The organism is Marinobacter sp. V032 (assembly GCF_052645435.1).
On the sequence record NZ_JBQXYE010000007.1, the window covers coordinates 1 to 11,613 of the forward strand.

Annotated in this window: 13 protein-coding genes; 1 reads left to right on the forward strand and 12 read right to left on the reverse strand. The window is 47.3% G+C overall.

The features are described from left to right. Window positions 1-492: 492 nt before the first annotated feature. The 6 genes from ACUN9X_RS18245 to ACUN9X_RS18270 all read right to left on the reverse strand — a co-directional run bounded on the left by ACUN9X_RS18245 (window position 493) and on the right by ACUN9X_RS18270 (window position 5,890). Window positions 493-1,467: a hypothetical protein gene (locus ACUN9X_RS18245; RefSeq protein ID WP_445473950.1), complete on the reverse strand. Its 975-nt coding sequence runs from the start codon at window positions 1,465-1,467 to the stop codon at window positions 493-495. 92 nt (window positions 1,468-1,559) lie between these two features. After that, window positions 1,560-2,036 carry a hypothetical protein gene (locus tag ACUN9X_RS18250; protein ID WP_445473951.1) on the reverse strand — a complete coding sequence of 159 codons (477 nt, stop codon included), beginning with the start codon at window positions 2,034-2,036 and terminating at the stop codon, window positions 1,560-1,562. 92 nt (window positions 2,037-2,128) lie between these two features. Then, window positions 2,129-3,286 carry a UvrD-helicase domain-containing protein gene (locus tag ACUN9X_RS18255; protein WP_445473952.1) on the reverse strand — a complete coding sequence of 386 codons (1,158 nt, stop codon included), beginning with the start codon at window positions 3,284-3,286 and terminating at the stop codon, window positions 2,129-2,131. After that, window positions 3,279-4,937, reverse strand: a complete 1,659-nt coding sequence (locus ACUN9X_RS18260; protein ID WP_445473953.1) for an ATP-dependent nuclease — start codon at window positions 4,935-4,937, stop codon at window positions 3,279-3,281. Before ACUN9X_RS18260 ends, ACUN9X_RS18255 begins: the two co-directional genes overlap by 8 nt. A 133-nt stretch (window positions 4,938-5,070) precedes the next feature. Continuing rightward, on the reverse strand, window positions 5,071-5,508 hold the full coding sequence (locus ACUN9X_RS18265; RefSeq protein WP_445473954.1) for an acetyltransferase: 438 nt from the start codon (window positions 5,506-5,508) through the stop codon (window positions 5,071-5,073). A gap of 79 nt (window positions 5,509-5,587) precedes the next feature. Beyond that, window positions 5,588-5,890 (reverse strand): type II toxin-antitoxin system TacA family antitoxin, encoded by a 303-nt coding sequence (locus tag ACUN9X_RS18270; protein ID WP_445473955.1) that lies wholly within the window; start codon window positions 5,888-5,890, stop codon window positions 5,588-5,590. Window positions 5,891-6,220: 330 nt separating this feature from the next. On the opposite strand from ACUN9X_RS18270, the gene ACUN9X_RS18275 reads away from it, so the two are divergent. Then, entirely contained in the window at window positions 6,221-6,766 is a 546-nt protein-coding gene (locus ACUN9X_RS18275) for a recombinase family protein (RefSeq protein WP_062786891.1), read from the forward strand. A gap of 346 nt (window positions 6,767-7,112) precedes the next feature. On the opposite strand, the gene ACUN9X_RS18280 is transcribed toward ACUN9X_RS18275, so the two are convergent. From ACUN9X_RS18280 to ACUN9X_RS18305, 6 genes are all read right to left on the reverse strand, one after another. Then, the gene (locus ACUN9X_RS18280) at window positions 7,113-8,345 is read right to left on the reverse strand and encodes a replication initiation protein (RefSeq protein ID WP_445473956.1); all 1,233 of its coding nucleotides are present in this window, start codon (window positions 8,343-8,345) and stop codon (window positions 7,113-7,115) included. Between the two features lie 360 nt (window positions 8,346-8,705). Then, window positions 8,706-9,017 (reverse strand): HigA family addiction module antitoxin, encoded by a 312-nt coding sequence (locus tag ACUN9X_RS18285; RefSeq protein ID WP_062786896.1) that lies wholly within the window; start codon window positions 9,015-9,017, stop codon window positions 8,706-8,708. An 83-nt stretch (window positions 9,018-9,100) separates the two neighbouring features. Further along, window positions 9,101-9,469: a hypothetical protein gene (locus ACUN9X_RS18290; RefSeq protein ID WP_062786899.1), complete on the reverse strand. Its 369-nt coding sequence runs from the start codon at window positions 9,467-9,469 to the stop codon at window positions 9,101-9,103. 89 nt (window positions 9,470-9,558) lie between these two features. Continuing rightward, window positions 9,559-10,170, reverse strand: a complete 612-nt coding sequence (locus ACUN9X_RS18295) for a LuxR C-terminal-related transcriptional regulator (RefSeq protein ID WP_062786902.1) — start codon at window positions 10,168-10,170, stop codon at window positions 9,559-9,561. A 20-nt stretch (window positions 10,171-10,190) separates the two neighbouring features. After that, complete coding sequence (locus ACUN9X_RS18300; protein WP_445473957.1) at window positions 10,191-11,144, reverse strand: response regulator; 954 nt, start codon at window positions 11,142-11,144, stop codon at window positions 10,191-10,193. Next, the gene (locus tag ACUN9X_RS18305; protein ID WP_445473958.1) at window positions 11,141-11,518 is read right to left on the reverse strand and encodes a hypothetical protein; all 378 of its coding nucleotides are present in this window, start codon (window positions 11,516-11,518) and stop codon (window positions 11,141-11,143) included. Before ACUN9X_RS18305 ends, ACUN9X_RS18300 begins: the two co-directional genes overlap by 4 nt. Window positions 11,519-11,613 lie beyond the last annotated feature (95 nt).

Here is an 11,613-nt window from a genome sequence, read left to right on the forward strand (position 1 = left end):
CATTCCTAAAAAGAGTCTGTACTTACCCCGGCCGTTTAATGCAAAGCCAATCTCTTCATGAAAAGGCCCCTTTCCCAATGGAAGAGCGGATCTTTAGAAAGCGCTGACTAATGTCCGCTTTTGTTTAGCAGCAACCAAAGCTCAGCGGGCCGAGGAGGTTCATGAGAAGCACGATTTTCATGCTGTATGAAGTATCTGGTGAACCAGGCCAAGCCGCTGGCCAACCAGACCATTGTTTCAGAGAGAGTTATTGAGGCTGGCTAGTTCGATGAACAACAACACTGCGCATAAGTTAAAGCACATGCAGTGTACCGAAAGGTTCATGAGATTTTGAGTAATTGAAGCCTAGCCCACTAACTGCGCGCTCTTCTGCCAATGTCACCGAGACTCGTCATTTTCTATTATGCGCAGGCCAATAGTTGATTCATGTTTCGTCTAGCAACGCGCAATTGACACATTGAAAGTACTGTCTGCCTTGTGCGTTTTGATATATTAACTAAAAAAATCCGGCACATTCTCGGGCTGTGGATCAAGTACGTACGATACAATCCCATGTCGCATATTCTCCAGAACTCCAGACCGGAACTCCTTGAATTCTGACACACTGTCTTTCCCAGATACGAAAGAGCGCCAATGAATGCTTTCTTTACCGATAGAAAGTTTAAATTTCAATAGCCGAGTAATTGCCATGTGTGCAAAGAGTGCAGATGTTTCTTTGGCAACCGAGTGAATGAGAAAATGACTACCGATATCCTCCTGGGATTCTTCTAGGCTCCAAGAGTAGAATATGCTCTGCGCTATAGGTGATAGATCTCTCACGATATCGCCGTTACCATTCGTATAATAGACATCATCAATGACTACTTCCCAGTGTTGTGACTCATCGCCTCGCTCAGATTCCACAAATCGTTGCTTCTTACAGTTTATATGCACTCCTGCCCCAGATTTGACCGTGTATGAAAAATCACCGGCAAGCATTCCAAGCAAGCTATTACACAAGGCATTTTCGAAATTTATATTGTAATTCTTTTGCGCTTTTCTCAGGTTTGAAAGAGGAAAAAGAGCCCAAATATCCCATCTCGTCCTCCAAGCTACCAATAGTGGAAGCTTTAGCGTGTCAGCGTATTTCTGGAGCCGTTCTTTGTAGTCCGGCCTAAAAGACAGGGTATTCTTCCAACTAGACTTAACTTCAATTAAGACCGGAACATCTTTTCCGTTACACTCAAAAATTGCCAAAAGGTCGGGTGCCTGGATTAAAGCCGCAGACTCTTGAGGGTACTGGCTTTGATCCAATTTGTGTATCAACTTGCAGTTGCCAAGCCACCCACAAACGACACTGAACTCATCTTCTAGCGGGAGGCCTAGATCAAGCCGTTTCACTCGTTGAGCAACTTGCGAGGCATCAGCCGACCACCCAAGTTGCTCAAGAGATTCGTGAATCAATCTCTCCAGGTCATCATTAGGCATGAAACCTCCCTTTGATACAACGCCAGGCTCGCACCCCGGTTTGGAGCCGCGAAGCGACGGAAAATCGGTCGCTATGCAGCCGATTATTATGCCTACAGTGCTGCATAAGTCTCTTCCGAGACCTCGGAGCCATCCGGATTAACCCACGTAAGGACGGCATTGTACGCAGTAGGACTTCCCAAGTGGATCGCTGCAATAAGCGTAACAGAGCTCCCTGGTTGGAGCTTTGGCACCGGGAACTTTGCTTCGTAATCATTCTTCACGATCGGGCTATCTTCCGGCTTTACCAAAAGACGCAGGTCCACATTTTTAGCGTCAACGTCACTGATATTCGTTATGCGAAAACGGTAAGTTTTACCGTCTTTTAAAATATCGAATGATAATCGAGCAGCATTTCCCCCTCTTTCTTCACGTAGCAATATCTCCAGCTGTTTATTTGCAAGCTCGGACGTTGCACGTTGAAGGTCGTTTGCTTCTCTCTGCATCTTTCGTTGTCCAGCCCAAACGATCAAGCTAATAATGGTCGCGATGCAACCTAAGAAAACGCTTAATATTTCGTACTTTGACACACTGACTCCTGATTTCCATTGGGCTTAACAGCTGATTCAATGACAAATGTTCTCTGATCTTTCGACATCCCACCAACCAACTTCTTTAAGACTTAGTAAGGCTTCCAGATAGGATAATTCAGATTTTCAGCCAATTTGTCCTTTACTACGAATGTCAAACTGAACCGAGCGCGTGTAATAGCAACATACAGCTTGTTACGTGATTCTTCTGTTTTATCTTTTTCAAAAACCCCTCTATTTCCTCCAATGAACTGCACGTGCTTATCAGGGAGAATGACAAGCACGCGATCAAAACCAAGGCCCTTACTGGAGCCAAATGTGTAGGAGTTGAGCTCGGCGGGAAGGTACTTACCACCAGCAGCAGCTGACCAACGAAGTACCTGAGGATGAAAGGCGTCTATATACTCAACAACTTCGGACTGCTTAACAATGAAGACACCATAGTGATTACCTATCTCCACTGGGATTGTTTGAACTCCCGATACCGTCTCGCCGTATAGCCCTGCATGGATCGTGTCGGAGATGTCACAGATTGGTTGGATGCACCTGTGATTCTTTGCCATATGGTTTATTTGAAACTTCATCTTTTTGACGAAGTAGTCGATCTTCTGCTCGGGCGATTTCGGAGCCTTGTGACCGAACGTTGTGCTGTAAATTGTCTGTCTGAAGTCACCCACACAGCAGATCGAATCGACCATAACTTTGCTAATCGATTTGATAACGCTGTAATCCCAACCAACTAGGTCTTGAACTTCATCAAAAAAGACTTTCTGATATATATCTTGAAGTCGCTTCGCTGGTGCGTCTTTCGACCGTTGAGCAATAACAGTTGCGAGCTTGGCCAACAATCCGGAGTAGGCCTTAGTCTTACAAGGAGTGAGGTAATAATCTGGATTAATCGATCCGTCCTTCAGCTTTTCACCGCGATTCTTCTTGTAAAATTTTGTGCCTGGTATTATATGGGGGTTGTGCTCCGTGAAATGGTGCGAGGTGATCCGATCTTTAAAAAGTACTCTTTGGTAAGGTCGAATCATGTCTTCTAGATAAAAAGAGAAAAGCCCTTTAACAACAAAGGATTCACTACTATCACCATACATCTTAATAAATCGAGCACGTAACTCCGCCTGATTGTTAATGGTATATGTAACCACCAAAACTCGGCCGCCCTCTTCAATCGTCTCAATCGCATCCAATATTATTTTGTTTGTTTTACCAGACCCGGCGCCGGCAACCCAGAGCTCATTAGCCAAAATCGAATACCTCATCGAGAAACGCAGGGTATCTAAAGTCGAAATTACTATCGAAAAGTCTAATGGCCGAATCGACCTTTCGGGCTCCCTTCCCGTTCCCCTTAACACTCATAAACCATTGGATGAGATAATTTATTCTATCTTCTAGCGTATCCTGTGTATCATAAATTTTGTAGGTTTTACTTGACAACACTTCTTTTGAGAAGGCATCAAGGTTTTTTATGTCAATTGCATTGGCATAAATCAATGCTGGTTCAATAGAAAATTCTTCATCACTAACTGGAGAAAATATTTTTACATTAGGAAAATCAGAAAATCTCTCTTGTTCTTCTAAAATATTGGTTAAATAGTAACCATCGTTATCTCTTAAAATGTGAATTTTGGTACCTATCTCTTTACCGACCTCAATAAAGGTTTTAAAGCCAACACCACGAACAACAATGATATCTATACCATGTTGTTCAGGAAGACATCCATGAGTACGAAGATAGATTTTCTTTAATACCAATTCATCTGAAGGCCCTTCAACCAGGATAACCTTTTCTGAAAGTGCGACACGGAGGGTGTCGTAACCAGGAAGCCGTTTGAGAGTCTTTACCACTGTTGGATTTAAATTATGTAGCCTTTTATATCCTGAGTGCAAAAGACAAATCTTATCAATGCTTAGTTTATTTAACACAAAGGAACTGTGTGTAGTTAAAAATAACTGCTTATCTCCCCGTTGTTTTTCGATATAATGGACAAGCTTGTTAAGATTAGTGTGCGACAAGTGATTTTCAGGCTCTTCCATCATAACAAGATCTATGTCATGAGATCGATTCTGGATAGCTAACTTAATTTGCACATTACTTTGCTCACCCTTTCCGATGAAACGAAAGGGCACATCATCGATTTCAAGCTGAAGGCCCGTTTGAATGGAACCTGAAGGTAAAGTATTAGCTGCAATGGAGAGCTTCTTTTCTGTGATGAGGTGATCTGCATCAAGATTATCATTAACCGCCCTGACCTCTCCTGACTCATTAAACATCTGTTGATTCTCTCGGTAATTTAGAGTCAGTTTGGCCAGCTCTTCCCTATCTAGCGTTGTATTGAGGATGCTTGAAATGTACTGATTCTTACCAACGGTCGGGTGTAGACGTGAGGGATCAATGTAGAGTGCTTTGAATTTCTTTGCTATTGGTTTAATTGGGTTCCAACCGAAATCCAGCCACTCCAACTTATAAAACTCGATTGGTATACTGGATATTGAGGGATCTGTTTTTAGATAATCCTCATAAACCGACTCGAGAGATTTATCGAAACATGCACAAACTATAAGACCTTGTGCGTCAGCCTCAAGAGTGTTGTTCGAGCCTCGATATTCAGGAACGCCTTCTATGTAAGCCTCTATGATAAGATTGGGAAGATGTTTTGATTTTTTGTCAGAAGATAGAAACTGATTGACTGCTTCTTGATTGAAAATATCTGGGGCAAACTCACCATTGAACGATCGACCACGGTGGTTGAAATTAAGAACAATCTCCAAGGCCTCGAGTATTGTGCTTTTACCAGAGTTATTATCGCCAACGAAAATATTAACATCGTCATTGAAGTCAATAAGATCGTCACGGAATTTTTTGAAATTAATCAGCTTAATTGATTTAACGCGCACTCAAAATCCCTCTAGGCCCTTAATACTTGATGAAAGCTCATCAAAAAGAGTACCTGAGATTCCAGGGCAGTGTCCACGTAACAGTCTGAGGCCTACTCACTAATCCCAAGATTATTTTGAGAAAATCCTTTCGCTAGGTTTCGTTCAATAGTCGTCCGATTGTTTTCATGGGCAAGTACAATGAATCCAAACTCCCGAAAGATCGCTTCATTGAAATAAAGCCGTACCGCTTGAAGAAGCGATCGCTTTCCACCGTTAGAGGATCCGTTACAACCGCTATTCCCATACCACTGTACTGAACAATCCGGTACGCCTCTTCCAGAGCTTCAAGAAGAATCGTTTCACCGAGTCGGCGCTCTGAGCTGTGTAGCCTGCTATCAACACCTAACCACGCCAGCTTGATCACTGGAATAGGATAGGCAGGATACCGACTACGGGTCTCCTGATCTGGTAGCTCGTCACGCACCACGGTCGCACTGGTGAGGGTGAAATAGCCCAGGACCGGCGCCGGCAACACATTTGCGGGCTCATCATCCACCAACACCCAGGTACGATTAATTTTTTTGTCCATCTGATTGCGTGCTTCTCGCAAAAGGAACTCATTTACCCGCTCCAATCCACAATCGAACGATTTCCTGTCATGGGACTTCTTATCTAGTGGTTCTAACCTCAAGGTCACCGTTTTCTATCCTTTTGTTACGGCGACGTTTCGCGCTCAGCAAAGCCTCGTTCGGTGCTGGAGCTGCCTCGCAGGCTGCTACAAAAGCATCAAACGACTGACTATTCAGCCGATACACTTCGGCCTCCTCGATCACGCGAGCCGACTTCTCTCGGATTGCCTGGATGACAAACTCCGACAGACTGTGACTCCCGGTCAGAGCTGAAGCGCGCGCCGCCAATTCTTTGATCGCTGGATCAATTCTTAAATCCAGCCGCGCGCTTGTCTTTGACATGCGGTATCCCTCTTTCAACGGGCTGGCCAATCGACCAAACCCTCTGTTTTAGTGTTTTCGGTTTTTGCTGTTTGACTGACAACTAACAATGTTAGCACGTACGGCAATTCACCGTACATGTACTATCGGCCAGTCGAATCCGGATGTCAATTGGAAGGTCTACCAAGCTTCACTCAAACCTGACTGCTGACTGCCTAATTACGTTGCATAAACAGTTGTTTTCGCAACACTCAGAAAAAACCTATGAAGTCGCGGGAAATTCGCCATTAAATGTTGCGAAACCCTATTGCAAAACATATGATGCAAAAACCATGTGGCTAAAGGTGCACCATGCTCATAGGCTATGCCCGAGTCAGTACAACTGACCAAAATCCAGAACTTCAGATTGATGAGCTTCAAGAGTCAGGGTGTCAGCAGATCTACCAAGACAAGTTCAGCGGATCGACCAGAGATCGTCCAGAACTGATTGCCTGCTTGAAAGCCCTTCGTGAAGGGGACACCCTTATTATTTGGAGACTGGACCGCCTTGCACGATCGCTTCGGGATCTAATCGAGATTGTTGAAGACCTAAAAACCCGCGGTGTCGGGGTTCGATCGCTACATGATCCTATTGATACAACCTCCGCCACGGGCAACCTGGTATTTCAAATTTTTGGAGCGCTTTCAGAATTCGAACGCCGCTTGGTTCAAGAGCGAGTAAAAGCAGGGCTAAAAGCTGCAAGAAAGCGAGGGAGAGTAGGCGGCCGACCACCAAAACTGACAAAAGACCAGGTCAGGCAGGCCCGCATCCTAATTGACGGAGGCGAGAGCCTTTCATCAGTAGCCAAACACTTCGATGTAGACCGCACTACGCTTTATAGACACCTGAAAAGATGACTGCACTCACCTGGCAAACTCCTACCCGCTACTACCGAATTAAAATTCAGAAGGACTTATTCGGGGATCTCGCCGTACTTTGTATCTGGGGTAGCCGGAACAGCAAACACGGTAATTACAAGCTCATTCGTTGTAGCGATGTCTCAGAGGTGAAAGCAACCATCCGTGAAGCATCAAAGCTACGAAAGAGGCATGGTTATAAGTTTGTCTCCAGGTCAACCGTAACCGAAACTGAAGCCGATCCGAGCCACACTACATCCTGACTCCTCCACGCCGGCACTTCGAAAGCACGCCATAACAGGTCTGTAAAAGATCCACCATCGTAAGCACTAACCATCGAATATCCCTAACCCGAACCACGTTCAGGCTCAAATTGGCGCCGAACCCAATTCAACCAGTCCACTATTCCAACCTCATCCCCTAATAAGGCAACCCTCAAACGCAGTGCAGATATCTGATAGACACCATAACTAACAAACACAGGTTTCAGGGACCGCAACGGCAAATGGAGTACTTTTGAGTCATCCGATTGAGTGCGTTGAGGCGATTCGTTTAGAACGTGCCTATATCGAGCGATGGTCTGCCGTGAAACCCCGGCAACTTTTGCCACTCCCACCATCGTCAATGGCTGGCCATCACGTTTTAACTTTTCGCAAGCCTGCCTGATCGTTCGTTCCGTAACTGTTCGTCGAACCTGGTGCGTCCGTTTTGCGGCCAACCGCTGCTTTTCATCAAGCGGGAGGTCCCCATTGAGAGCCATGACGCCTCGGTGACAGTCGGACCGGCCGGTGTACCTCGTCCAGGTCCATCGTCCCACGCTTTTAACAGTTGCCCTCACCTGGCTTTGTCGAAGGTTCTCCGTGTGCCCTCGCAAACTGAAACAATTCTGCTGATTGGCAAACTGTCGAAGCTTCCGGCAAAACGATTGATAGGAGCCTTTATCGCGCTCTTCCCCCACAATGGAATAGGCAAAAAAACGTAGCTTTTCGAATAAGGTACAGTGGCGAGAATGAGCGACAGAATCTAAATTGGGTTCCTTGCTCCAGTAAGGCTTTACAGTCAGCTCTACGTGTTCTGCAAGTTCAGCAAGGTCATAAACGTGGTCATGGAATTCGGTAGTCTCCCACCACCGATGGCCAGGCGTTTTCGCTACGGGCCCGCTATAAGCCGCATCAGCATCCAGCCGCATTCGGAAGGCATCGTAGACCGCATTCATGAAAGCAATGGGTTTGGCGCGAGCATTCTCTCCAGTCAAAACCGGCTCTATTGCGTAGAACAGATGAGCCTTACCGTTTCGACGATTCCTCACAACCAGGTTCGGAGGGGGCAGATCCTGGTCTTGCCAGATTGTGGCGTTCGCATGATCAAGGTCAAAGATCAGCCATGAAACCACGTTAGCTCGGTTTACCTGGATGTAGGGATGTTTGACCGCGAATTCCCTGGGCCGAACCAATCCAGCGGTTTTGTTGTCCGAACAGCGCGCCAGATATGGCATTTCCTCAATTACACGGGAAAGAGGAGATCGCTGATTTCGATATTGATAGGGGGGCGTGTACGTCCGTGCTATCCGCTCAGCCATGCATAACCTCCCATTCTTTCAGGAGGTTATCGATACCCCGAGGGACACGACCGGATGTAGACGTATGGTTTCCAGTTGGTAGACCGAGCCGGCGGCACGAGACCCACGAACTGTTAGAGGCGTTGTTATTCTTCTTTGCCACGCTCTGATCCTCGATCCTTCGAGGGGGCGTGGCTCCACTGTAGCGCCATTTTTTGACCCCAAAAGTTGAACACAGGGGTGGGTCGCGCTACACTTACAACTGTTGAGGAGTTGTGTGTGCGTAGCGCCCACCTTCTACGGCACTCAAGTTGCAGCTTGGTGCCAAATATTTCGAAAAAAGGCCCGTTTACCAGACGGGCCTTTTTTTATGCCGATTAATTACAGCATGGCGAACTCCGCTTGAATTTGTTCGGGAACCATCCGCCGAATGCCTGTGACGTTGGCACTCTTGCGGGCTTTCCATAGGTCGTATTCGAGTTGCAGGCTCAACCAGTGATCGGCCGGGTATCCAAAGGCCGCCTCAAGCTTCAAAGCCAGCTCTACCGTAACGTCCAGCTCGCCATCGATGATGCGATACAGTGTCGTTCGAGCGATCTGAAGGTTCTCAGCAGTCGGTTTTTTAGGCAGCTGGAATCGCTTTAATTCCCGCTCTAAAAACTTACCTGGATGTTCTGGCTTAAATTTTTTCATGGCTGAACCCCTACGACTGACTATCGCAGTGTAGCGGCACAGGCAACACTGCGCAAGAACGTCGCCGAGTCCGCTACACTTGATCAACTAGCGCATTGATTCAATTCTGGAATCTGATTACAGGAAAGTCTCTCGTACGCCCATTCACGAACCACTTCTACTGGTAGGTTTCCGCCATTTTCGGGCATTGAGGATAGGATCTCAGCAACAAACGCCGGATACAGCAGCTTCGCATAATGCGAACACTGACCCTGTGCCATAGGCCATTCGCTACCAGGGAACAGATGCTGAAGCATATTCACTGCAAGGGAGGATAGTAGGTCTTCATCATTGGCGCACCGATCCCAGGCCAATGAAGCCTCCAACCACACGAGCTGCGGGAAATTTGTCTTCAACCGTCCATTCTGGCGAACACAAACAAACTCTGAACCCTGAAATACTGCGGTATCCATACCCCAAATTCCTATATAAGATTATATACGTGCTAGTTTAAGTCCGGGTAAAATAAGCGTCTGTAGGAAAAATAAGACAAATGTAAAAATTACAATACATGCAACTCATCCTGGTGCCTCATCGCCAAGAAGACGCTTTCTTGCCGGGTTTCGACCTCAAGCTTCTCGCAGATCCGACTGACATAGGAGTGCACCGTTTGTGGACTAATCTCTAGTTTTGAGGCTATGTCGACCGATTTCAGGCCGTCGCACAACCCTCGCAAAACCTCCCGCTCCCGCTCCGATAGGCGATCAAAGACAGAGTTTGGCTGACCGTCCTCAGTTGGCCGGACCATCAACCCGCTTCCCCGACCCTGTACTATTTCTCGAACTCGTTGTGTTATTCCATCAAGCGACTGGTTTAGGTCAATGAAGGTATGAACGCCACGAGCCAGAAGAACCTGCGGCCGAGGATGAGAGCCCAACACCACAATTCGAGTGCCTGGATACCGTTTACGTAATGGCTCCAGGTTCCTGAATGCGACCCGACTCAATTGTTCTACTTCTATAATGATAATCTTGGGCTTCAGCTTAATCTGATCGGATCCCAGCACTGTCAGCTGAGTCTCCACCTCCAGATCAGGCAGTTGGTTTTGTAAACCAAGCTCTAACATATCCAAGATTAACCGGTGCTGGTGTATCACCAGAATATCGGTATCCATACCGCACTCCTTACTACCCACTACGTTGGGAATGTCACAGAGCCCATGAGACGATCCTCCCTTGGATCCACCGTCAGGCTCCACCCAACCCTTTCCATTTCCGCCAACGCCAAAAGCAAGAGTGCATTCCGGAAAAGCGTTTCCTGATCCCTGGCAGATAGAGGGTCTAAATACGAATCTCCAAATGCGCCACAGGCATCAAAGTTTACAGTCAGCCGGCCTTCCTCTTTCGTAACATCGAATGACGGGCCAGGCTGGCCACTGCACCGAGTCATGAGCTCCATGGAGCGGACCAGTGGAATGCTGTCTGTGTGGCGAGCATTCGAGTGGCGGGGCTCCTCAGCGCAAATCAATTGGCAAGCTCGCAGAAAATCCAAGGCAATGCGGTCATCATCGGATTCCGACAGCAACCCAACGTCTGTCCAGTGGGATGTGTGCGTGGACGCAACCCTGGTAACAACATCGAGGTATTTGTCAGCAACGGTCTCCGGAAGCTCCAAGACATTACAAACTGACCGGATATCTCCCATACGTCGTCCGCGAGTCTTTTCCTCCCAGGCTTTGATATGCGCTTGAGTGCGAGCGTTTTCCGATTCCTTCTGAAGCTGCTTTGCCCGCGCCTCTTCGACCATTTTTACGATCAATTCGGGCTTCCATGGCTTCTCAATGTAACCGTAAACACCCGCTTCGTTTACGCATCGCCGCAGGGGCTCAACGTCTGCGAAGGCCGTTGTAATCAATAATTGGATGTTCGGAAATCGTTGACGAATCGCCACTAAAACCGAATCCCCTGGCATTTTCGGCATTCGCTGGTCTGAAATAAGGACATCAATTACAAGACCGTCAGCAAGCGCGGCCAAGGCGTCCTCACCACTGATAAACGTATAAACCTCGAACTGTTCACCGAACTCCCACTGAAACATTTTCAGCGCCTGAGCTTCATCGTCGATCAGTCCAACTCGAGTTGGCGTCATTGGCTTTCTTGCTCCAGCGACAATAAGGCCTGCTTGGCCCTGGCAGTCCAAAGCTGACTTCGCAGCCGCTCCACTTCGATGTAAATCGCGTCGATATCACAAATTGCGTCCACGCCGAGGCGATTTAGGCCAACCCGGATATGCTGGGCAGTTGGCGAAGACATCGCCAATAGTGAGACCGTACCTGTAACCCTTTCAAGGTGAATGCGCTCCAGCCAGTCAAGCGGCGGATCGACCAAGACTAAAAGATCGTAAGTCGGCAGGCGCGTCTCCGCGAAAGAGATGTGAATAACATCGCCGAGTCCGGAGAGCTCCGGAGCAGGGAATTGTCCATCAGGCCCCGCAAACACAATGCGGGTTTTCCAGTCGGTCATGCTAATCCTTGCAAGAATAAGGTGGCCTCAGTGCCAAATACTTCGAGTGCTCTTAAGTGTGCATTAACGCGATATGTGAAAAGGTGATCCGTGTC

What these genes read in the sequence shown, in the direction of transcription:
- ACUN9X_RS18245 (WP_445473950.1), bottom strand. Translation starts at nt 1,467, where the DNA reads ATGCCTAATGATGACCTGGAGAGATTGATTCACGAATCTCTTGAGCAA.
- ACUN9X_RS18275 (WP_062786891.1), top strand. Translation starts at nt 6,221, where the DNA reads ATGCTCATAGGCTATGCCCGAGTCAGTACAACTGACCAAAATCCAGAA.
- ACUN9X_RS18300 (WP_445473957.1), bottom strand. Translation starts at nt 11,144, where the DNA reads ATGACGCCAACTCGAGTTGGACTGATCGACGATGAAGCTCAGGCGCTG.
- ACUN9X_RS18270 (WP_445473955.1), bottom strand. Translation starts at nt 5,890, where the DNA reads ATGTCAAAGACAAGCGCGCGGCTGGATTTAAGAATTGATCCAGCGATC.
- ACUN9X_RS18265 (WP_445473954.1), bottom strand. Translation starts at nt 5,508, where the DNA reads ATGGACAAAAAAATTAATCGTACCTGGGTGTTGGTGGATGATGAGCCC.
- ACUN9X_RS18280 (WP_445473956.1), bottom strand. Translation starts at nt 8,345, where the DNA reads ATGGCTGAGCGGATAGCACGGACGTACACGCCCCCCTATCAATATCGA.
- ACUN9X_RS18290 (WP_062786899.1), bottom strand. Translation starts at nt 9,469, where the DNA reads ATGGATACCGCAGTATTTCAGGGTTCAGAGTTTGTTTGTGTTCGCCAG.
- ACUN9X_RS18305 (WP_445473958.1), bottom strand. Translation starts at nt 11,518, where the DNA reads ATGACCGACTGGAAAACCCGCATTGTGTTTGCGGGGCCTGATGGACAA.
- ACUN9X_RS18285 (WP_062786896.1), bottom strand. Translation starts at nt 9,017, where the DNA reads ATGAAAAAATTTAAGCCAGAACATCCAGGTAAGTTTTTAGAGCGGGAA.
- ACUN9X_RS18295 (WP_062786902.1), bottom strand. Translation starts at nt 10,170, where the DNA reads ATGGATACCGATATTCTGGTGATACACCAGCACCGGTTAATCTTGGAT.